Here is a 20846-nt window from a genome sequence, read left to right as displayed (position 1 = left end):
GGGTTCTTGGATATCCATGCTCCAGCTCCGCAACGAGTCTCCTTTTGTGCCGGGTTTGTTCCTGTTCCCAGATGAACAGGGAGTGGACACGCTTTACACGGTGGTCAAGGCCACGTTCAAGCTGGAGGGGAATCGCCTGTCCATTGCGTCAAAGCAGCAGCCGCTGGTGCTGGCGGATGAGCACTGGGGCGCCCCCGGACAATCGAGCCTCAAGCATGCGACCGAGGCGCATCTGTTGAAGCCAGGGACGGATATCCTGTTGAAAGGCTCGGCTTACGCACCGCGCGGGAAGCCCGTCGACACGTGTTGGGTCTCCGTTCGCGTGGGGCCTGTTCGGCAAGTGCTTCAGGTCTTCGGGGATCGCCATTGGCAAGGGGGCGTGTTTTCTCCCACGGCATCATCTCCGGACCCCTTCGTGACGATGCCGCTCGTTTGGGAGAGGGCCTTTGGAGGCGTTCATGAGACAGAGGGTGGAGAAGTGCAGGGTGAAGCGCGCAATCCCGTGGGCCGAGGTTTCAGGGGAAGGCGCAGCGCTTCGGAAATGAAGGGACGCGCTCTTCCCAATCTCGAGGACCCCGAGAATCTCATCCGCGGCATCTCGGACACGCCTGCTCCCATGGCCCCGGGCCCGATAGCTCCGTCCTGGCAACCTCGAAAGGGGTGTGCGGGAACCTACGGCGCGACCTGGAAGTCGACCCGTGCCCCCTACCTTCCGGTGGATTTCAGTCCGGCCTTCTTCCAGGTGGCGCCTCCCTCCTTACGGGCACACGAGGGGTTGAAGGGAGGCGAAGGGGTGGAGCTACTGAACGTGTCGCCCCAGGGGAGTCATCGATTCGCGCTGCCCTGTTGTGAGTGGAAGGTCGAGGCGTGCATCGGCGGGACGCTGGAACGCCCAGTTCTCCGGCTGGAAACCGTGTCGCTGGAGCCGGACGCCGGACAGATATGCCTCACATGGCGCGGGGCCGTGAACTGCGACAAACGCTCACTGAAGATTCAGGAAGTACGCTTCGGGGTGAAAGCCCTGGAGGGAGTGGAGGAATAGCCCGGCATGTCCATGCCTGGCGATGCGGACGGCAACACCCGAGGAGAACTGGATGGGAACCAAGATTTTCGCCAATGGGCGAGGGATTGCGACAGAGGACGGAGGCGGGCAGAGCATCGTCTTTCCAGATGTATGCAAGACGCCCAGTCCGGGAGGGCCCGTGCCCATCCCCTATCCAAACATCGGCAAGTCTTCGGATGCGAGCAAGGGACCGAAGAAGGTGACGGTCAATGGCAAGATGCCCATGGTGAAGGGTGCGCAATACAAGTCGACATCAGGTGATGAGGCTGGGACCGCCGGGGGAGGTGTCGTGAGCGGTTCGACCCAGGGGCCCGCGGAATTCATGCTGTACTCGTTCGATGTGAAGTTCGAGGGGAAGAACGTCTGCCGGCTCGGGGACCCGCTATTCCACAACAAGAAGAACACCATGGGGTAGGTCGTCATCTCTGGGCCCGCGCCAGGCACGTCTTGCTGACTCAGCGCGTATTGTCGCGACAACCAGAACTGCCGCTACCAGGCAGGGGGCTTGCCGCCGTACTGCACCATCGCCCTCTGCCCGTAATGGCGCCTTCGGGGCACCTGCGACGAGCGGTGCCCCGTTCACGCACGGGAGAGTTGGAGCCATTCCCTGACGAGCAGCAGGGCTTCCTCCGCATGTCATTCCTGACTCGACTATTCCCAGACACAGCGATCAGGCATAGTCCTTCCATCCCTGGAGGACCCACAATGCCATACTCTGTGATTCGTCGCCGGAGCCTTGTCGCTGTCCTTGCCGCAAGCCTGTCGCTGACCGCCTGTGGTGGCGCGCCTGAACTGGAGTCGAGCCCGGGCGAGCCTGTCCCCGAGGAGGTGGGCAATGGAACCGAAGCCCTGGGTGCCAACCTGACGGCCCCTGTGGCGTCCTTGACCTGTACTCCTCCTCCGGTTGGACACCTCGACTGTGTCGCATCGGCCTCCGGTGGCGTCCCGCCCTACACCTTCTACTGGGGACAGCAGACGTTCCGTTACGACACCAACAAGGTCTACACCTCACTCTTCAACCCGGGGACCACTCTGCGCAGCTATGGCTGCTACGAGCCCAGCGAAACGTTCCCCGCGGAGGTCGACGTAAAACCCAAGATGTATGTCGTCGACTCCACGGGAGCCCGGTCGAGCACCGTCTATTACCCCGCTTGGGTTCCCTGCTCCTGAGCCCACTCGTGCGACGCCGCGTGACATCGCGGCGTCCCACCCGTGATTCGGATTCCCCGCGCTACCCCAAGGCGGCGCGTGTCTGGCTTCACATGCGCCGCACCCCAATCCTTTCGTAGTCAAACGACCACACCAACCAAGCCAGGCAAGCAGCGCGCTGGATTGCCCGCCACATCCGTCCGTGCGAGGAAGCGGGGCATGTCCTTCCTGCATCAGGCGCTGGTGTTCCTGGGTGCCGCGGTGGTGTCGGTTCCGCTGTTCAAGCGGCTCGGACTGGGCTCGGTGCTCGGCTACCTGGTGGCCGGCGCCATCATCGGCCCCTCCGGCGCCCAGCTCATCGGCGATGTGGAGAACGTCCTCCACTTCTCCGAGCTGGGCGTCGTGCTCCTCCTGTTCGTCATCGGCCTGGAGCTGCAGCCCTCCCGCCTGTGGAACCTGCGCCACTCCGTCTTCGGCATGGGCGGCGCCCAGGTGCTCATCTCCGGCGCGCTGCTCGCCACCGCCTGCTTCCTCTTCGGACTGCCGCTGGGCACCGCCGTCATCGCCGGCTTCGGCCTGTCCCTCTCCTCCACCGCCTTCGCCCTCCAGCTCCTCGCCGAGCGCAACCAGCTCACCACCGGCTACGGCCGGCTCGCCTTCGGCATCCTCCTCTTCCAGGACCTGGCCGTCATTCCCCTCCTGGCCCTGCTCCCCCTGCTCGGCCACACGGACGCCGCCTCCGCCGAGCCCGGCTGGCGCACCGGCTTCAAGGTGCTCGTCGTCCTCGTCAGCGTCGTGCTCTCCGGCCGCTTCCTCCTGCGCCCGCTCTTCCGCGCCGTCGCGTCCTTCCACAGCCAGGAGCTCTTCACCGCCACCGCGCTGCTCGTCGTCGTCGGCACCGCCGCCCTCCTCAACGCCGTGGGCCTCTCCATGGCCCTGGGCGCGTTCCTCGCCGGCGTGCTCCTGTCCGAGTCCGAGTACCGCCACGAGCTCGAGGCCGACATCGAGCCCTTCAAGGGCCTCTTGCTCGGCCTGTTCTTCATCGCCGTGGGCATGAGCGTGAACCTGGGCCTCATCATCGAGCGCCCCGGGCTCATCACCGGCCTCGTCGTCGGCCTCGTCCTGCTCAAGGGCGCCGTGCTCTACGGCCTGGGACGCTACAACCTCAAGGAGGACGAGCCGGCGCTCAGCCTGGGCGTCGTCATCTCCCAGGGCGGCGAGTTCGCCTTCGTCCTCTTCGCCCTCGCCGTGTCCTTCCACGTCATGTCCACGGAGCTGGCGGACCTGCTCGTCGTCGTCGTGGGCCTGTCCATGGCCACCACGCCGCTGCTCTACGTCGCCTATGAGCGCTGGGGCCGCCCCCGCTTCCAGAAGAAGACGAAGGCCCGCGAGTACGACGTCGCCCCCGACGAGGACCACCCCGTCATCATCGCCGGCTTCGGCCGCGTGGGTCAGGTCGTCGGCCGCCTGCTGCGCGCCAAGCGCATCACCTTCACCGCGATTGACGCCAGCCCCGAGCACATCGACTTCATGAAGCGCTTCGGCAGCCAGGTGTTCTACGGCGACGCCTCCCGGTTGGACTTGCTGCGCGCCGCGCGCGCCGACAAGGCCCGCGTCTTCGTGCTCGCCATCGACGACGTCGAGGCCTCCATGCGCACCGCCCAGACGGTGAAGGAGCACTTCCCCCACCTCACCATCTTCGCCCGCGCCCGCAACCGGACGCACGCCTACCGCCTGCTGGACCTGGGCATCGAGCACGTCATGCGCGAGACGCTCGCCGGCAGCATCGAGATGGGCGGCGACATCCTCCAGACGATGGGCCTCACCTTCTCCGAGAGCCACCGCGTCATGGAGCGCCTGAGGGAGCACGACGAGAAGCTCCTGCGCGAGTCGGCCCACTTCCACCGCGATGAGCAGAAGCTGGTGGAGGCCGCCGCCCGCGCCCGAAAGGAGCTGGAGAGCCTCTTCGAACAGGACGACGCCGAGGCCAAGAAGTCCGCCTGAGCCACCGCCGGGGTGGAGTCCCCAGACGGGCCCGCCCCGCCCCCGAGCCCCGGCCAGCCCACCTGCCGGGTCTCCTGGACTCGAGTCCAAAGCGGTACATCCCAGGTCAGCTCGATTTTCCAGGCTATCTGAACCCGTATTCACCTGGAGCGCATTCATCCGTTCGAGTTGCAGCCGGAGGCCCTCCAACCCCCGGAATGCGCCGAGCAAGGGGGTGAGACTCCAGGGGCCGCTCGCGGGAGACGGCGAGCGGGGTATGGTTCAGCCCGGATGCGCCTCCGCCTCACCGCAGCCCTCATCCTCGCCCCCTTCCGTGCATCGGCCCACGCGGAAGCACGAAGCGCCCCCGCGCCAGTGGCGCCCTTCGCTCGCGTCCGGGCGACAGGGGCCGCGCCGCGACGGCTTCGCACGCCAGGCGCTCCCCCATGGGCGCCAGGGAACGCGCCGGACCGTCCGCCCACGGGCTGACGGCCCATCCCGCTCCGCTCACCCCTGGACCCTGGCCTCCCGCGAAACCCCACGACGCATGCCCCCCACCCCCGCCAAGAAGCGCCAGCGTCCCCCGGCCCCGCCCGCGACATCCGAGGCGTCCGGCGTACCGCTCCATGCGCTCCTGGAGGGACTGCCGGACGCCTTCTTCACGCTCGACGCCGCGTGGCGCTTCACCTACGTCAGCCCGCGCATGGTGGAGCTGCTGGACGGCGCCGCCGGCCCTGGTGACGACGTGCGCCGCGCGTGCCCTGGCCTGCTGGAGCTGCGCCAGCACCTGCGCTTCGAGCAGCCCGCCACCCAGCAGGCCGCCGCGCGCTTCGAGCACGAGTGGCCGGACCGGGAGCTGTGCTTCGACGTGCGCGCGCGCGCGGTGCCCGGGGGCCTGCTGGTGCACTGCCGCGACATCACCGGAGAGCACCGGGTGCGCGAGGAGCTGCGGCGCGCCAGCGAGGTGTTCCGCGCCATCCACGAGGGCACGACGGACGCCGTCTACACGAAGGACTTGGAGGGCCGCTACCAGCTCATCAACCAGGCCGGCGCGCGCGCGGTGGGCTACGAAGTCGCGCAGATGGTGGGCCGCACGGACCACGAGCTGTTCCCGCCCGAAGTCGCCCGCGTCAACGCCGCCAACGACAGGGAGGTGCTCGCCTTCGGCCGCACCGTCACCTACGAGGACGGCCAGCCGGGCGTCGAGGGCCCCCGCGTGTGGCTGTCCACCAAGGGCGTGCTGCGGGACGCGGAGGGCAAGGTGGTGGGCCTGTTCGGCATCAGCCGCGACATCACCCAGCGCAAGTGGGCGGAGGAAGAGGCGCGTCGGCACTCCGAGTTCCAGGAGCAGCTGATGGGCATCGTCAGCCACGACATCCGCAGCCCGCTGGGCGCCATCATGAACTGGTCTCGCGTCATGGCGGAGTCCGGCACGGCCGAGGACGCCCGGCGCACCAGCCAGCGCATCGCCACCGCGGCGGTGCGCATCGAGCGGCTCACCCGCCTGCTCCTGGACTTCACGCGCACGCGGCTGATGGGCGGCGTGGCGATTGAGCCCCGGCCGGTGGACCTCAAGGACCTGGTGGAGCGCGTGGCCCACGAGTTCCGCGTGGCCTACCCCGACCGCGTCATCGAGGTGGAGCACAAGGGCAACACCCAGGGCATGTGGGACCCGGACCGGCTGGGACAGGTGGCCTCGAACCTCCTGGAGAACGCGCTGAAGTTCGGCCCCGCGGACACGCCCGTGAAGCTGGTGGCGCGCGTGGCTCGGGCCAACAAGCTGGTGCTGGAGGTGCACAACGGCGGGCGCCCCATCCCCGCGCACCTGCTGCCCCACCTCTTCGAGCCCTTCCGCAGCGGCCCGCAGACGACGCGCACGCTGAAGATGAGCTACGGCCTGGGCCTCTACATCGTCCGGGAAATCGTCCAGGCGCACGGCGGTGGAATCGAGGTCAGCTCCACCGAGGAGGAGGGCACGACGTTCATGGTGACGCTGCCCCGCCGCTCGCTGCCGGCGCGGCCTCCCGGTCAGCCCCCGCCGCGCGTGCCCCGCTCCGAGCCCAAGTAGCGATTCAGGAGCGCCGCCAGCTCCGAGCCCGCGAAGGGCTTGGTGAGGTAGTCGGTGCAGCCGCTCTCGAAGCCCGCCTGCACGCAGTCCGGCTCCATCCGCGTGCTGCACAGGATGATGGGCGTGTGGCGCGTGGGCTCGCGCTCGCGCAGCGCCCGGCACGTCTCCAGGCCGTCCAGGTTCGGCATCAGGATGTCGAGCACGACGAGGTCCGGCGCCTCGTCCCGCACGCGCTCCAGCGCCTCCAGCCCGTCGCGGGCGATGAGCGTCTCGAAGCCGCGCTCCACCATCATCATCCGGTGCAGCATCAGCACCGTGTGCGAGTCATCGACGAGGAGGACCTTCTTGCGCCGCATGACGAAGCACCTCCGGAGCGAGCGGAGCCTCGGCCCTCAGGGCGAGGCCGTGGCCTGACAGAGCTGGCGCAGGTGCATCAACCGCGGCGGGCCCATGCCCAGGAACCGCACACCCATGCCATGGGGAAAACACAGCCCTTCGCGCGGCACATAGGGATTGGCCCACGCCACCACGCCGTGGGACTCCAGCCGCTCGCCCGTGGTGGGCAGGTGGATGCGCAGCGTCACCGACGAGCCGGGCCGAGCGGGCACCAGCGTGCGCACGAAGAGGCCCCCGGGGCTCAGCGCGAAGGACACGCCCGACGTCCACGCCAGCCCCTGCGGGCCGCTCTCGCAGAACTCGACGGGGCAGCAGAAGGGCACCCGCTCCTCCACCCGCAGCGACGCGCCCTCCCGGCCCAGCATGGAGTGGATGCGCGGCAGGAGCGTCACCGCCCCGCGCCCGCTCTCCGCTGGCGTCACCGTCAGCGAGGGCACACCCTCCAGCAACGAGCGGGCGACAGCGCCCGCGCGCGCCCACACGCCACCCCACGCCCCGTCCCCCACGACGACGAGCAGGTGGGGCGCGGCGCCGTGCTCCTCCACCCGCGCGGCCGCGCCCTCCACCGTGGCGCTGTACAGCAGGTGGTGGCCAGACACCTCCAGGAGCGAGCCCAGCCCCGCCCACGTGCGCGCGCCGCCCGCTCCGGCCAGCAACACCACGCGGGGGCTGTAGCGCTCGCTCGCGGCGGGGAGCACCCGCGCGCCCAGCAGCGCCGACAGTCGAGCCCGCACCGCCGCCTCACCCACCGGCGTCAACAGACAGTCTTCGATGCCCTCGGCGTCCGCGGCCTCCAGCACCTCGGCGGGCGTCTCCGGCTCCGCCACCAGGATGACGGGCGCACCCGACGCGCCCACGCGGGCCTTGAGGCCGCTGAGCCCTCCGGGGCCTCGCTCCTGGACCTGGCGCCAGTGCACCAGCACCAGCCGGGGACGCGCGCGCGACAGCTCCAGGCTCACCGCGCCGGGCAGCGACGCCTGCACCGGCTCACAGCCCAGCGCCCGGGCCGCGCGCGACAGGGCCAGCCACGCCTCCCCCGCCACCCCCACCCACAGCACCCGGGGCGAAGGCGGCGCCTCGCGGGTGATAGGTCGGACAGGGCCTGGGGCCATCCTCATGTGGTGCCTCCGTGTCTGCTTCCCCCCCAGCCCGCCCGTACCTCTGACCGCGAGATACGAGAATCAGCCACATGGCGAATACTCCCCCTGGTCAGATTCCAGGGAGAGATGGGGAATACAAGACAAAGACACACACAGGCCGCACACGTGTGCGGGTGCGTCAGACGCGCGCGACGTTCACTCCGGAGTCCACCGCCTGCAGCTCGTCGCCGAAGGACACGTCGACGGTGCCACCCGCGGGCGGGTCATACGGGGCACGGCCCACCTGCTTCGTGCCGAAGCGGGGGAAGAAGGGCGCCAGCACGTAGGAGCGGAAGCACCAGCCGAAGAAGCTGACGGGCTTGAGCTCCGGGTCGATGTCCGCCGCGATTTTCGCGTGGGCCTGGGGCAGGAGGCTCCAGTGCAGGCCCGGCGTCTCGTGGTGGACGGCGTGCAGGCCGTTGTTGAAGAGGAAGAAGTTGATGAGGCGGCCGGTGAAGCTGCGGCTGTGGTCGTGCTCGCTCCAGGGGTCCGAGTGGACGTGCTGGATGTAGTTGAAGAACATGATGGTCCACAGCGAGAAGAAGGCCGGAATCAGGAACGCGAAGGCCCAGATGCGCAGGCCGCCCGCGATGCCGTGCAGGTAGATGGCCAGCGCGACGAGCGCCGCGTGCGTGCCGCCCCAGACGACGTACTGGAGGACGATTTGGCGGAACAGGGCGCGGTTGCGCGTGCGCGCCTTCTCGATGAAGGCCTTCGTCGGCTCCTGCTGCCAGTACGTGGAGACGAAGGGGAAGAGGAAGGCGACGAGGAAGTTGTGCTTCTTCGAGTAGCGCCAGGTGATGGTGGCGTCGCCCGCCTTGTTCACGAACTTGTGGTGGTTGAGGTTGTGCGTCGGAATCCACACGAAGGTGGGGTAGCCGTAGAACAACGACAGCCACATGCCCATCGCCTCGTTCATCTTCCGGTTGCGGAAGGTGGGGCAGTGGTTGTGGTTGTGGGCGATGACGCCCGCGGACAGCGCCAGGTAGCACGCGAGCGGGCACAGGTAGGGGATGAGCGCGGGGGCCGCGTACATCGAGAGGGCCACCACGGCCATCGCCAGGCACCAGAGGAGGGTTCGAATGTCGGCGCGGTAACGGAGCATGGCCGGCAGTCTGCCTGACGCTTCCGTGCAGAACCAAAACTATCGCTCGGGCCTGGGGGCAAGGCCGCCCCCTTCCTCACCATGTAGGGGTGCGGGCGACGGTGCCCCCACCCGGTTTTTCCCGAAGTCAGCGGAGCTGAGCGAGCAGCAACGCCATCATCCCATCCAGGGGCGCAGTGGCGTTGGAGAGGCCCGCTTCGTCGACGGCGCGAGGCATGCCGTAGACGACACAGGAGGACTCGGACTCAGTCAGGATGGTGCCGCCCGCGGCCCGGATGGCGCGCGCGCCCTCCCGCCCGTCGTCGCCCATGCCGGTGAGCACCAGGCCCACCGTGTCCTTGCCCCACGTGCGGGCCGCGCTCTCGAAGAGGACGTCCACGGAGGGGTGGTGCGGCATCTGCACCGGATGTCGGTCCACGCGGCCCAGGGTGAGGGCGCCGTGCCGCTCGATTTTGAGGTGCTGGCCCGCGCGCGCGAGCACGACGCGGCCGGGGCGCAGCTCCAGGCCGTCCTCGGCCTCGCGCACCTCCAGCGGGCACAGCGCGTCCAGCCGGCGCGCCACCGCCTCCGTGTAGCCCGGGGGGATGTGCAGCGCGAGCGCCATGGGCGCGGGGAAGTCCGCGGGCATCATCGACAAGAGGCGCGTGAGGGCCTGGGGGCCCCCGGTGGAGGTGCCCACCACCACCAGGTTGCGCGCCGGCCCCGCCACGTCCTGGGCCGAGGCCGTCGCGGTGGGGGGCGAGCTGGAAGACGGCAGGCGCCAGGGACGCCGGGACACGCGCGCGGCGGTGCGCACCTTCTCCACCAGCTCCGCGCCCAGCTCATAGAGCCGGTCCGTGGCGAGCGCGGAGGGCTTGTGCACCAGCTCCACCGCGCCAGCCTGGAGGGCGGCCACCGCCAGCTCGCTCTCCTCACCCGTGCTGCTCACCACCACGACGCGCGGCGCGTCCGGCAGGGAGTCCAGCGCGCGCAGCACGCCGAGCCCGTCCAGGCCCGGCATGACCAGGTCCAGCGTGAGGACGTCGGGCTTGAGCTCCGACACCTTCTCCAGGGCGTCCAGGCCGTCGCGCGCGGTGTCCACCACCTCGATGCCCTCCGCGTTGGAGAGCACCTGGCGCAGCACCTTGCGGGCGAACGCCGAGTCGTCCACCACCAACACACGAATGGGAGCAACCACCGTCATCCACCCGCCTTGCCATAAAAAAAGACGCCGCGCCGCTCCTCGCAGGAGAGCGCGGTGCCGAAGCGCAGCAGCGACTCGGAGGTGCCCACCACCAGCTGGCCTCCGGGCTTCAGCGCCTGGGTGAGCGACGCCACCACCCGGCGCGCCGTCTCATCCTGGAAATAGATGAGGACATTGCGGCAGACGATGGCGTCGAACTGGCCCAGCTTCGCCACCGTCGCCTCGTCCACCAGGTTGATGCGGCGCCACTCCACCGCGTCCACCAGCTCCTGCTTGGGCCGGGTGCGTCCGTCCACCTGCTCCAGCCAGCGCCCCTCCACCCCGGGCGGCAGCGCGCGCGTGGCGCGCAGGTTGTGCTCGCCGGTGCGAGCGCGCTCCAGGGCCCGGGTGCTCAAGTCACTGGCCAGGATTTCCACGCCGGAGAGCAGCCCCCGGTCCGCCAGCATCATCGCCAGCGTCAGGGGCTCCTCGCCGGTGGAGCACGCCGAGCACCACACGCGGGGCTTCTGGCCTGAGCGCACCCGGGGCGCGAGCACGTCCTCCACCAGCACCGACAGCGGCAGCGGCTCCCGGAAGAAGTACGTCTCGTGCACGAGCAGCGAGTCCACCAGGGAGTCCAGCGCGGCCGAGCCCGCCGGGTCGTACCGGAGGAAGTAGTAGTAGTCGAGCAGCGAGTCGAAGCCCGCTTCCTGCGCCCGGTCCGACACCTTGTCGGACAACAGCTCGCGGTCCTCCGCCGCGTAGTGAAGCCCCGCGCGCTGCTCGATGAGCGCGGCGAGGATGGAGAAGACCTGGGGGGACATCGGCAGGGAAGGCATGACGTCCTTGTCACTTCCCCAAGGCCAGGAGGCAGGCCCGCCGGACTTCCGGGTCCTCGTCACGCAGGGAGGCGCGCTCCAGCGCGTCGCGGGCCTCCAGGGTCCCCAGCGCATTCACCGCGGGCACGGCGGCGCGGCGGGCCGAGGCGCTGGAGGTCTCCAGGACTTGAAGGAGCGCGGCGCGCGCGTCCGCCCTGCGCATCCGCGCCAGGGCCGCCACCAGCAAGGGCGCCGTCACCTCGTCCGCCACGTCCAGCGCGGTGAGCAGCCCCGGCAGCCGCCCCTCCATGGGCAGCGCCAGCGCGCTCACCACCCGCTCGCGCACCGTCATGTCCCCCAGGAGCGACACCAGGGCCTGGGTGGCATGGACGCCCGGGCGCGTGGCCAGGAAGCCCACCGCCGCGCTGCGCACGCTGTCGTCCCTGTCACTGGCCGCGTGCAGCAGCGCGGGCAGCGTCTCCGGGGCCTCGTACTCGGCCACGGCGGACAGCGCGACCAGGCGCGTGGCGGCGTCCTCGGACGACGAGGCCTCCAGCAGCACGGGCAGCGCGTCCTGACGCCGCGCCACACCCAACCCCAGGAGCGCCGCGCGCCGCACGTCCTCGTCGGTGCTGGCCGCCGCGCGCCGCAGCGCCGTCATGGCGCTCTCCGTGTGCATGTGCGCCAGCGCGTCCACCACCGCCACGCGCACCTGCCCCGCGTCGTCGTCCGCCAGCGCGACAATCGCGTCCGCGGCGGCCTCTTCGTTCAGCTTCCCCAGCGACTGGCACGCGTAGTAGCGCACCCACGGGTCTCGGTCGTTGAGGCCGCCGAGCAGCGTGGAGGTGATGCGCGCCTCCTTCTCCGTCTGCCCCAGCGCGCGCATGGCCGCCGCGCGCGTGCGCTCCGACTCGTGGGTGGCCGCCGTCAGGAGCGCGTCCACCGCGCGCGGGTCCTCGATGAAGGGCAGGCCGTAGATGGCCGCGTCGCGCAGCCGCTCGTCCGAGTCGCGCATGGCCGACAGCAGCACCTCCAGGCCTCGGGGATAGCCGAAGTAGGAGATGATGCGCAGCGCCGCGCGGCGCAGGCGCGCGTCCGGAGAGCGCGCCGCCTGGAGCGCCAGGTCCTCCGTCTGCTCGCTGCCCAGGGACTGGATGGCGCCCGTGGCGGCCTGCACCACGCGCGCGTCGTCGTCGACGAGGCGCTGGAAGAGCACGGGCACCGCGGACGTGTCGCCGATGCGCGACAGCGTGTCCGCCGCCAGCGCGCGCACGGACGCCTCCCGGTCCTCCAGACACGCCATCACCTCCCGCACCGCCGACGCGCGGCGCCCCACCAGCGGCAGCAGCACCCGGCGCCGGGCGCTGTCTCCGTCCTGGAGCGACTGCAGAATCTGCTCGTCCGCATCCGCCCCCAGCTCCGCCAGGGCGCTCGCCGCCGCGCGCGCCACCGTCGGGTCCGGCCCGTCCAACAGCCGCAGGAGGCCCGCCGCCGCGTCCTGCCCGCCCACCCAGCCCAAAAGCCGCGCCAGCGCGGCCCGCTCCGTCGAGTCCGCGCTGCTGATGGCCTGCGCCAGCCTGCGGCCCAGCATGGACAAGTCACTGCCGGAGCGCAGCGCGGCCTGCACCGCGCGCGCGCCGCCGAAGCGCTGCACCTGCGCCTCGTGGATGTCCACCAGCGCCACCGCCGCCACGCGCACCAGCCCGTCATTGCCCCGCCGCAACAGGCTCACCAGCGAGGGCACCGCCGCGTCCTGGCCCGTGCGGCCCAGCGCGCGCGCCGACTCCAGCGCGTAGAAGGGGTCCGCCAGCAGGCCCAGCAGCGCGGGCACCACCGTCGGGTCCCCGCACCTGCCCAGCACGTCGATGGCGGGGAAGATGCGGAAGAAGTTGCCGCTGCCCAGCGCCGCCAGCAGCGCGTCCACCGCCGCGCCGCCGCCAATGCGGCCCAGCGCCTCGATGGCCGCCACCGCGACGTTGTCGTCCGGGTGCACGGTGAGCCGCGCCAGGAGCGGCACCGAGCGCCGGCTGCGCCGCCGCCCCAGCACCTGCGCGGCGTCACAGACGATGGCCGCGGAGGGGCTGTCCGCCAGCGTCTCCAGCGACTCCTCCACCGAACCCGTGGAGGCCACCAGTGCCTCCACCGCGGCCGCCAGCCGCGCCTCGTTGTCGCGCCGGTGGCGCAGCACGTCGCACAGCGCGGGCACCGCCGGAGTGCCCAGCCGCGCGAGCGCCGCCACGACGGCGCGACGCACCGCCCAGCTCGACGTGTCCAGCCCGGCCACCAGCGCTTCCAGGCTGCCCGCGCCCCTGCGGGCCAGCTGCTCCACCTCCTCCACCCGCGCCCTGTCCTCCAAGGACAGGAACAAGGGGGAGGCCGTCACGGAAGTCGTTTCCGTCATGTCTGTCGCTCCCGGGAGCGCGAGCCCCCCGCCTCGGGGGCCTGCGGGGTGCCACCGCTCCCCAGCACACTCCCCAACCGCTCCAGGCTCTCCACCTGCTCCGCCTGGAGCCGCGACAGGTGCGTCAGTCGCCCCGCCACCTCGCGCACCTCTCCCGCGGTGGCCGCCGACGTGCGGACCTGCTGCGCGGTGGTGGTGGTGATTTCCCTCGCCCTCACCCGCATCTCCTCCACGCCCTTCGCCAGGCCATCCATCACCTGCGTGGCCTCGCCACTGGCGCGCGCCACCGCGGCGGTGCCCGTGGCCTGCCGCTGCGCGGAGGCCGCCAGCGCCGTCAGCACCTCCGACTGCTCGTCCAGCGCGCGCGCCGTGCCCTTGGCCACCCGCCGCACCTCGTCCGCGCCCTTCACCAGCGCGACGAGCGCCTGGGCCTGCTCGTCGGTGGCACGCGTCACGGACGACGCCAGCTTCGCCACCTGGCGGCTGGCCGTCTCGCCCTGCTTGAGCGCGCGCGCCTGCTCCGCCATGCCGCGCGCGGACTGGGCCACCTCCTTGCGCGTCTCCTCCATGGCGCGCGCGACTTCCGCCGCCGCCTTGGCCTGCTCGGACAGCCCCGACAGGGTGCGCTGGGTGGTGCTCGACAGGTCCTGGGCCGCCTGCCCCATCCCCGTCACCTCCTTGCTCTGCGTCCCCACGACGGCGCTCACGCCCTGCACCAGCTGGCGCATCTGGGCCGCGCCCTTGGACAGGTCCGCCGCCGCCGCCGCCTGCTCCTGCACCGCGCGGGACACCTTCTGGGCGACCTCCGACAGCTGCCCGTTGGAGCGCACCACGTCGCGCAGCGCGCGGGCCTGGTCCGCGGTGGCCTGCGTCGTCTGCCGGGCCATGCGCCGCATCTCCGTGCCGCCCTGCGCCAGCGCCTGGGCCGCCTGCGCCTGCTCCGTCGCGGACGTGGCGATGACGCGGCCCTGCTCGCTCATCTTCGCGGTGCCCTGCGCCAGCGCCTGCACCGCCTGCACCTGCTCACCCGTGGCGCGGTTCACCTCGCGCACGTTCTGCCCCACGTCGTCCACGCCCTTGAGGATGGTGGACAGGGCCCGCTCCGCGTCCGACGCCAGCGCCGCGCCCTCGTCCGCGGCGCGCATGCCCTCCGCGCTCGCGCTCGCCGCCTCGCGCGCCGTCGTCTGCAGGCCGCGCACAATCTTCGCCACGTCCGAGCTGGCCGCCGCCGCGCGGTCCGCCAGGGCGCGAATCTCCTCCGCCACCACCGCGAAGCCGCGCCCGTGCTCCCCGGCGCGCGCCGCCTCGATGCTCGCGTTGAGGGACAGGAGGTTGGTGCGGTCGGCGATGAGGTTGATGGTCTGGACGATGTCGCCAATCTCCTCGGCGCGCTTGCCCATCTCCTTCATGACGCCGGAGGACTCGACGATGGACTGACGGATGCGGCTGAAGCCGGCGATGGAGCGCACGACCGTGGCGCCACCCTCGCGGGCGATGGTGCCCACCCGGTCCGACGTGGCGCGCGCCTCCTCGCCCATCTGCGCCACCCGCCGCGTGGACACCTCCAGCTGCGAGGACGCGCTGGCGCTGGTGGCCGCCAGGGTGTTGATGGCCTCGGACGCCTTGGCCACGGACTGGGCGGAGCGCGCGAGCTGCTCAATCGTCGCCGCGTTGGCGTCCACCACGGCGGCGTTCTTCTCCGCGGTGGCGGCCACCTCCTCGACGCTGGCGGCCACCTCCTCCACGGTGGAGGCGGTGGAGGCCGCGTGCGTCTCCAGCACGCGCGCGCTCTCCGCCACGCCGCGCACGCTGCGCGCCAGCTCCTCCGCGGTGGACGCCGTCTCCTCCACGCCGGAGGACATGGAGGTGGCATCGCGGGCCAGGTCGCTCAGCGACTTGCCCAGCCCCACCACCGCGCCCGTCACCAGCGTCACCCGCTCCCCCATGCCCTGGGCGTCGGTGGACAGCCGGGCGATTCCCTTGGCCATCTCCTCAATCGTCGCGCCCACCTCCTCCGTGGAGGCCGCGCCCGACTGGTTGCGCGCCACCAGGTCCGCCACGGTGGAGTTCATCTCCGTCATGGACGCGAGCAACTCCTCGCTGGCGGCGGCCAGGTCCTCCGCGTTGGCGTTGACCGTCTTCACCGAACGCGACACCTGCTCCAGCGTGGCGGCGGTGGTGTCCGCCTCCGCCGCCAGGTGGGCCGCGTCCTTGCGCACGCCCGCCACCGACGCGCTGACCTCCTGCACGGAGCCCGCGGTGACCTCCGCCTCCTGCTGCAGCGTGCGGGCGGAGTCGCTCACCGTGCGCTGGGAGCGCGCGAGCGTCTGCGCCGCCGTGCTCGTCGCCTCGACGTGGGCGGCCACCGACTCGATGGAGGCGCGCACCTGCTCGGAGGCCGCGGCCTGCTCGTTGCCGCTGGCGGCCAGCCGCGAGGCGAGCGCCTCCGCGTCCTGCAGCAGCGCCGCGCCCTCACGGACGCCTCGCGACAAGCGCTCGGTCAGGCCGCGCGCGTCATCCTGCCCCTGGGGGCCATTACCGTTTTCCGTCGCCATCCGGCGTCTCCTCCCCGATGACCCGGGGGAAATCGATGAGCATCACCAGCCTGGGCCCCACCTGGGCCACGGCCTTCACGAACCCCTTCGAGCCCTCCACCACCAAGGGTGGCGGCGGCTGGAACTTCGCGGGGTCCAGCTTCAAGACCTCGCGCGCGCTGTCCACCAACAGCCCCACCGTCCGCGTCCCCAGCTGCCCCACCACCACCCGCGTGTCGAGCGAGCGCTCCAGCGCCGGCAACCCGAAGCGCCTGCGCGCGTCGACGACGGGAATGACGCGGCCCCGCACCTGCACCAGCCCCGCGACATGCGCGGGCGCTCCTGGCACGGGCGTGGCCCCGGTGAAGGACTCCATCTGGAGGACATCCGACGCCGGCAGCACGTACTCGGCGCCATCCACCTTGAACACCACATGCAGCACGCTCATGTCGCGCGCTCCTCTCGTCCCCCGGCCCCCGGGCGGCGCGCCGCTCCCAGCGCATTCAGGTCCAGCACCAGCGTGGGCTGGCCATCCCCCAGGTCCGTGGCTCCCGCCACCCCGGGCACCCGCACGAGCGGGTCCTCCAGCGGGCGCAGCACGATTTCCTGCTGACCGAGCAACCGGTCCACTCCAAACGCCACCAGGTCTCCACGCTGCCGCACCACCAGCCCCCGCGCGGGCGTGGCGTCGACCGCCTGCTGCGCGGACGCGGAGCCCAGCAACTGAGCCAGCGACACCAGCGACACCGCCTGGCCCCGGCGCTCCACCAGGGCCACGCCGTGGGCACCCGCGGGCCGCACCACCCGCGCGGCCTCCACCTCGATGAGCTCCTCCACGGAGCCCACCGCCACCGCGTAGCGCAGGCCCGCGCACTCGAAGATGATGGCGTCCAGCAGGGTAATCGTCAGGGGCACGCGCAGGTGGAAGGTGGTGCCCACCCCCACGCGCGTCTCCAGGCGCAGGTCGCCTCCGAGCTGGTCCACGACGATGCGCCGGACGATGTCCATGCCCATGCCACGCCCGCTGGTGGAGGTGACCTCCTCGCGGGTGGAGAAGCCGGGCCGGCACAGAAGCTCCAGCAGGTCATCCGAGTCCCGGGGCGCAGGGACTCGCGCGCGCCGGGCCACCGCCTCCGCGTCCACGCCCCGCCCGTCGTCGGTGACGGTGAGGTCCACCCAGCCGCTGGCGTTCGCATGGCAGCCCAGGCGCACGGTGCCCTCCAGGGACTTGCCCGCGGCGCGGCGCTCCTCCGGAGACTCCAGCGCGTGGTCCACCGCGTTGCGCACCAGGTGCACCAGCGCGGGCAAGATGCGGTCCGCCACGGCCTTGTCCAGCTCCGCGTCGCCCACGTCCATCTCCAGCCGCACCGGCTTGCCCGTGGTGCGGCGCAGGCCGCGCACCAGCAGCGGCAGCCTGTCCAGCACGTCCCCCACGCGCACCATGCGCAGGCGGAGGATGGCCGCGCGCATGTCGCGCAGCTGCCGCCCGTTCTCATGGAGGATGGCGCGCAGCTCCCGCGTGGGCGCGCCCACGGCCGTCAGGTCCGCCACCGCGCGCTGCAGCCGCGAGCGGTTGACGACGAGCGACGCCAGGCGCTCCAGCGCCTCGTCCAGCCGGGACACCTCCACCCGCAGGGTCCCGCTGGACCTTCGCCCCTCCTCCGGCTCCTCCAGCTCCGGCTCGCGCACCGGCGCCGGCGCCCCGTCATCAGCCAGGGATGCGGTCAGGGTGGACAGCGCGCGCACCTGGGCGGGCTCGCCGCCGGCGGCCTCCATCAACACGGCGTCCGAGGCCTCGGTGCTCAGCAGCAACACGAAGGTGAGCGAGCCACCGCCAGGCGCCGGCCCCGCGAGGGGGACCACCTTCACCAAATCGCCCAGCGTCGCCAGTCGCTCGCGCACGCTGTTGATGGTGATGCCCCGCGCGGCGCGCTCGGCGCCGGGGATGAAGTCCACGCGCATCGGGCGGCGGTGGCCCACGCTCGTCGTGAGCTGCTCGCGCTCGACGGGCGTCAACCGGGAGCCGAGCGCCAGGGTCTCATCGAGCGTCACGGCGACGGGTCGGGCGGCGCCGGGCACCACGGAGGTGGAGACGCCCAGCGCCTCCAGCCGCTCCAGCAGCCCGGGCGGCACCGGCGCGGCGTCCTTGCCCGAGGCGAGCTGGCGCATGCGCTGCTCCACCGCGCGCAGGCCCTCCATCAACGGCTCCACGCTGGACTCGGGCAGCCGCCCGCCGGCCTGGTCGGCCTGACGCAGCGACGACTCCATCCAGTGGGAGATGGAGACGATGGGCTCCACGTCCACCATGGCGGACAGGCCCTTGATGGTGTGCAGCGCGCGGAACAGCTCCCGCACGGACTTCGGATGGGCGGAGCCACGACGCGCGCTCGCCTCCACGGCCATCAAGTGGCGGTGGGCCGAGTCGAGCAGCTCCTCCACCTCCGCCAGATAGGCGGGGAGGAAGTCCGCGAGGTCCACGGAGGCGGTCAAGCCGGCTTCTCTTCCAACAAGCCCCGCGCCTCCGCGAGGATGTCATCGGGCTTGAAGGGCTTGGTCATGAAGCGGTTGGCGCCAGCGGTCAGGGCCCGCGTGCGCGACGCATCGTCCCCGCGGGTGGTGACGATGATGATGGGCAGCGCGCGCAGATGATCCTGCCCGCGCACGAACTCCACCACCTCGATGCCACCGATGTCCGGCATGTTCAGGTCCAGCACCACCAGGTCGTACGGGCTCAGCGACAGGCGCTCGATGGCCTCCAGCCCGCTGGACGCATGGGTGAAGTTCAGGCCCGGGTAGGGCCTGAGACAGGCCACCACCATGTCCCGCATCACCTTGCTGTCATCGACGACGAGCACCTCTGGCATGAATTCCCCTGGCGACGTGTGCCGAACCTAAAGCGATTCCCCGGCCTGCATAGAGAACGTCTCGGCGTCCTCCCCGCCACCTTCCAGTGGAGGACAATCGTACGTTGGGACAGGGACCGGCAGTGGGAGCGCTCGGCGGCCTCCCCGTGCTGCTGGTGTGAGTCTCCCACACCTCCCAGGTCCCCGGCGCCTGAAACCCAAAGGCCCGACGAGCCCGTCCAGAAGGACCTGCCATGGCTTCTGGAGCGCTTCCCGGGCTTTCCCGCGCACGCTTCTCCCTCGGGGAATCCCTGGCGGCACCCGTCGAAATGAGCCCTCCGTCGCTTGCGCGCCCGGAGCCGCGAGCGGTATGAGACCGGGCACTTTTCTGACTCTGCAAATCAATCTCAACTCATCAGGAGTTCCCCCATGAAGTCCCGTGCCTGTGTCCTGGCGCTCGTGGCCCTCTGGCTCGCCGCGTGCGGATCCGACGTGGAGCCGACGCCCGGCGTCCCCGTCTCGCCGTATCTGCTGGTGACGTCCCACGCCTCGGGTGAGACCACGGGGGTGCCCGGGGTCCGGCTGACCGGCCAGGTGGGCGCGCCGGGCAAGCTGGCGGGGCTGACGGCGCGGCTGAACGACGGCGCGGCCCAGGCCGTGGAGGTCACCGAGCACACGGCCACGTCGGGCGTCTTCACGGTGGAGCTGACCCTGCTGGAGGGCGACAACGAGGTGCGGCTGGAGGCGGTGGACCAGAGCGGCGGGACGAGCGCGCGGGTGCTGCACCTGCGCTACGCCGAGGCGCCCAAGGTGCAGGTCCTGTCTCCGGACGAGGGGCTGTCGCTCACCGTGCGCCGCGTGCGCGTGGAGGCGGTGGCGACGGACAACGCGGCCGTGACGCAGCTGGCCTACACGCTCAACGGCGGCGAGGAGCAGCCCCTGGCGCTGCCCGCCACGGCCGAGGGCACGCTCTCCTTCGAAGTCTCGCCCCGCCCCGGTGCCAACCAGGTGGTGGTGCGCGCGCGGGACGCCAAGGGCAACACGGGCGAGAAGACGGTGACGTTCCACTTCGGCGGGCTGGCCTCCGCGGGCGGCCTGCACAGCGGCACGGTGCGCGCAGGCCGCGTCTACACGTGGGGCCGCAACAATCGGGGGCAGCTGGGCCTGGGCGCGGACGTGACGACGGACCAGACGCAGCCCCGCGCGGTGCCGGGCCTGGAGTCCGCCACCTCCATTGCGTTCAACCAGAACTTCGCCACGGCGCTCGCGGCGGACGGCACGGTGTGGACGTGGGGGGAGAACTCGGACGGCCAGCTCGGCATGGGCACGCCGCCGGTGGACGGTGCGCCGCACACGCTCGACGTCACCCCGCGCTACGCGGCGACGCGGGTGCCCGGCCTGACGGGCGCTGTCGCGGTGGCGCCCGGCTTCCGCCACACGCTGGTGCTGATGGAGGACGGCACGGTGCGCGCCTTCGGCAACAACACCAACGGCCAGCTGGGAGACGGCACGGCGGTGGCGAAGGACTACCCCGTCGTCGTGCAAGGCCTGACGGACGTGGTGAAGGTGCTGGGCGGCTCCATGCACTCGGTGGCCCTCAAGCGCGACGGCACCGTCTGGGTGTGGGGCCGCAACGACTACGGCAACCTGGGCAACGGCGTCGCCGACACGCAGAACCACCCGGTGCCCGCCCAGGTGCCGAACCTGGCGGACGCGGTGGACATCGCCAACGGCCGCGACCACATCCTCGCGGTGCACGCGGATGGAACGGTGTCCTCCTGGGGCCTGGGCGTCAGCGGTCAGCTGGGCGACGGCTCGGTGGGCACCAACGTGGAGAGCGCCACGCCCGTGAAGGTGCTCAACGTCACCACCGCGCGCGCCGTCTTCGCCAACGGCAACTACAGCTTCGCGCGGCTCGCGGACGGCTCGCTGATGGGGTGGGGGCAGAACTTCAACGGCCAGCTCGGCCTGGGAATCACGGAGGCCACGCACCCGGTGCCCACGGCCTCCTCGTCGCAAGTCGCTCCCCTGTCCTCCATGGGCATGGGCGCCACCCACGTCATCGCCGTGCGCGCGGACGGCTCCGTCTTCGCCTGGGGTTGGAACCTCTACGGCTCGCTCGGGCCCGATGGCATCATCGACCGCTGGTCCTATACCGACCCCATCCCGGTGACCCTGCCGTGAA

The 20846-nt window shown here is 71.4% G+C and carries 16 protein-coding genes; 6 read left to right on the top strand and 10 right to left on the bottom strand.

Going from position 1 to position 20846, the window contains the following annotated elements; translation table 11 throughout:
* The first annotated feature begins 16 nt into the window (after window positions 1-16).
* From LZ199_RS34830 to LZ199_RS34810, 5 genes are all read left to right on the top strand, one after another.
* On the top strand, window positions 17-1042 hold the full coding sequence (locus LZ199_RS34830; RefSeq protein WP_253998081.1) for a DUF2169 family type VI secretion system accessory protein: 1026 nt from the start codon (window positions 17-19) through the stop codon (window positions 1040-1042).
* 52 nt (window positions 1043-1094) lie between these two features.
* Window positions 1095-1478, top strand: coding sequence for a DUF4150 domain-containing protein (locus LZ199_RS34825; protein WP_253998080.1), 384 nt, complete (start codon window positions 1095-1097; stop codon window positions 1476-1478).
* 290 nt (window positions 1479-1768) lie between these two features.
* Complete coding sequence (locus LZ199_RS34820) at window positions 1769-2233, top strand: hypothetical protein (protein ID WP_253998079.1); 465 nt, start codon at window positions 1769-1771, stop codon at window positions 2231-2233.
* A gap of 198 nt (window positions 2234-2431) precedes the next feature.
* The gene (locus tag LZ199_RS34815) at window positions 2432-4216 is read left to right on the top strand and encodes a monovalent cation:proton antiporter-2 (CPA2) family protein (protein WP_253998078.1); all 1785 of its coding nucleotides are present in this window, start codon (window positions 2432-2434) and stop codon (window positions 4214-4216) included.
* Between the two features lie 526 nt (window positions 4217-4742).
* On the top strand, window positions 4743-6263 hold the full coding sequence (locus LZ199_RS34810) for a PAS domain-containing sensor histidine kinase (protein WP_253998077.1): 1521 nt from the start codon (window positions 4743-4745) through the stop codon (window positions 6261-6263).
* Here the strand turns inward: LZ199_RS34810 and LZ199_RS34805 are convergent.
* From LZ199_RS34805 to LZ199_RS34760, 10 genes are all read right to left on the bottom strand, one after another.
* On the bottom strand, window positions 6224-6619 hold the full coding sequence (locus tag LZ199_RS34805) for a response regulator (RefSeq protein ID WP_253998076.1): 396 nt from the start codon (window positions 6617-6619) through the stop codon (window positions 6224-6226). The two genes, LZ199_RS34810 and LZ199_RS34805, sit on opposite strands and share 40 nt — an antisense overlap.
* Window positions 6620-6655: 36 nt before the next feature.
* Window positions 6656-7777, bottom strand: a complete 1122-nt coding sequence (locus LZ199_RS34800) for a PilZ domain-containing protein (RefSeq protein WP_253998075.1) — start codon at window positions 7775-7777, stop codon at window positions 6656-6658.
* Between the two features lie 160 nt (window positions 7778-7937).
* A complete protein-coding gene (locus LZ199_RS34795) occupies window positions 7938-8903 on the bottom strand; it encodes a fatty acid desaturase family protein (protein WP_253998074.1) in 966 nt (321 codons plus the stop codon).
* A gap of 127 nt (window positions 8904-9030) precedes the next feature.
* On the bottom strand, window positions 9031-10086 hold the full coding sequence (gene cheB, locus LZ199_RS34790; protein ID WP_253998073.1) for a chemotaxis-specific protein-glutamate methyltransferase CheB: 1056 nt from the start codon (window positions 10084-10086) through the stop codon (window positions 9031-9033).
* A complete protein-coding gene (locus LZ199_RS34785) occupies window positions 10083-10904 on the bottom strand; it encodes a CheR family methyltransferase (protein WP_253998072.1) in 822 nt (273 codons plus the stop codon). The genes cheB and LZ199_RS34785 overlap by 4 nt, the downstream gene beginning before the upstream one ends.
* A gap of 10 nt (window positions 10905-10914) precedes the next feature.
* Window positions 10915-13284 (bottom strand): HEAT repeat domain-containing protein, encoded by a 2370-nt coding sequence (locus tag LZ199_RS34780; RefSeq protein WP_253998071.1) that lies wholly within the window; start codon window positions 13282-13284, stop codon window positions 10915-10917.
* Window positions 13281-15839 (bottom strand): methyl-accepting chemotaxis protein, encoded by a 2559-nt coding sequence (locus tag LZ199_RS34775; RefSeq protein WP_253998070.1) that lies wholly within the window; start codon window positions 15837-15839, stop codon window positions 13281-13283. Before LZ199_RS34775 ends, LZ199_RS34780 begins: the two co-directional genes overlap by 4 nt.
* Entirely contained in the window at window positions 15820-16266 is a 447-nt protein-coding gene (locus tag LZ199_RS34770) for a chemotaxis protein CheW (protein ID WP_253998069.1), read from the bottom strand. The genes LZ199_RS34775 and LZ199_RS34770 overlap by 20 nt, the downstream gene beginning before the upstream one ends.
* Window positions 16263-18308 carry a chemotaxis protein CheA gene (locus LZ199_RS34765; protein WP_253998068.1) on the bottom strand — a complete coding sequence of 682 codons (2046 nt, stop codon included), beginning with the start codon at window positions 18306-18308 and terminating at the stop codon, window positions 16263-16265. The genes LZ199_RS34770 and LZ199_RS34765 overlap by 4 nt, the downstream gene beginning before the upstream one ends.
* Entirely contained in the window at window positions 18305-18682 is a 378-nt protein-coding gene (locus LZ199_RS34760) for a response regulator (RefSeq protein WP_253998067.1), read from the bottom strand. Before LZ199_RS34760 ends, LZ199_RS34765 begins: the two co-directional genes overlap by 4 nt.
* 408 nt (window positions 18683-19090) lie before the next feature.
* Between LZ199_RS34760 and LZ199_RS34755 the strand changes: the two genes are divergently transcribed.
* The gene (locus LZ199_RS34755; protein WP_253998066.1) at window positions 19091-20845 is read left to right on the top strand and encodes an RCC1 domain-containing protein; all 1755 of its coding nucleotides are present in this window, start codon (window positions 19091-19093) and stop codon (window positions 20843-20845) included.
* Window position 20846: the final 1 nt, after the last annotated feature.

This window comes from Myxococcus qinghaiensis, assembly GCF_024198215.1.
Classification (GTDB): Bacteria; Myxococcota; Myxococcia; order Myxococcales; family Myxococcaceae; genus Myxococcus; species Myxococcus qinghaiensis.
This window is presented reverse-complemented; position numbering and strand designations above follow the sequence as displayed.

Coding starts and splice junctions, on each gene's coding strand:
- LZ199_RS34810 (WP_253998077.1), top strand. CDS start 4,743: ATGCCCCCCACCCCCGCCAAGAAGCGCCAGCGTCCCCCGGCCCCGCCC.
- LZ199_RS34830 (WP_253998081.1), top strand. CDS start 17: ATGCTCCAGCTCCGCAACGAGTCTCCTTTTGTGCCGGGTTTGTTCCTG.
- LZ199_RS34775 (WP_253998070.1), bottom strand. CDS start 15,839: ATGGCGACGGAAAACGGTAATGGCCCCCAGGGGCAGGATGACGCGCGC.
- LZ199_RS34795 (WP_253998074.1), bottom strand. CDS start 8,903: ATGCTCCGTTACCGCGCCGACATTCGAACCCTCCTCTGGTGCCTGGCG.
- LZ199_RS34770 (WP_253998069.1), bottom strand. CDS start 16,266: ATGAGCGTGCTGCATGTGGTGTTCAAGGTGGATGGCGCCGAGTACGTG.
- LZ199_RS34825 (WP_253998080.1), top strand. CDS start 1,095: ATGGGAACCAAGATTTTCGCCAATGGGCGAGGGATTGCGACAGAGGAC.
- LZ199_RS34815 (WP_253998078.1), top strand. CDS start 2,432: ATGTCCTTCCTGCATCAGGCGCTGGTGTTCCTGGGTGCCGCGGTGGTG.
- LZ199_RS34780 (WP_253998071.1), bottom strand. CDS start 13,284: ATGACGGAAACGACTTCCGTGACGGCCTCCCCCTTGTTCCTGTCCTTG.
- LZ199_RS34800 (WP_253998075.1), bottom strand. CDS start 7,777: ATGAGGATGGCCCCAGGCCCTGTCCGACCTATCACCCGCGAGGCGCCG.
- cheB (WP_253998073.1), bottom strand. CDS start 10,086: ATGACGGTGGTTGCTCCCATTCGTGTGTTGGTGGTGGACGACTCGGCG.
- LZ199_RS34755 (WP_253998066.1), top strand. CDS start 19,091: ATGAAGTCCCGTGCCTGTGTCCTGGCGCTCGTGGCCCTCTGGCTCGCC.
- LZ199_RS34820 (WP_253998079.1), top strand. CDS start 1,769: ATGCCATACTCTGTGATTCGTCGCCGGAGCCTTGTCGCTGTCCTTGCC.
- LZ199_RS34760 (WP_253998067.1), bottom strand. CDS start 18,682: ATGCCAGAGGTGCTCGTCGTCGATGACAGCAAGGTGATGCGGGACATG.
- LZ199_RS34785 (WP_253998072.1), bottom strand. CDS start 10,904: ATGCCTTCCCTGCCGATGTCCCCCCAGGTCTTCTCCATCCTCGCCGCG.
- LZ199_RS34805 (WP_253998076.1), bottom strand. CDS start 6,619: ATGCGGCGCAAGAAGGTCCTCCTCGTCGATGACTCGCACACGGTGCTG.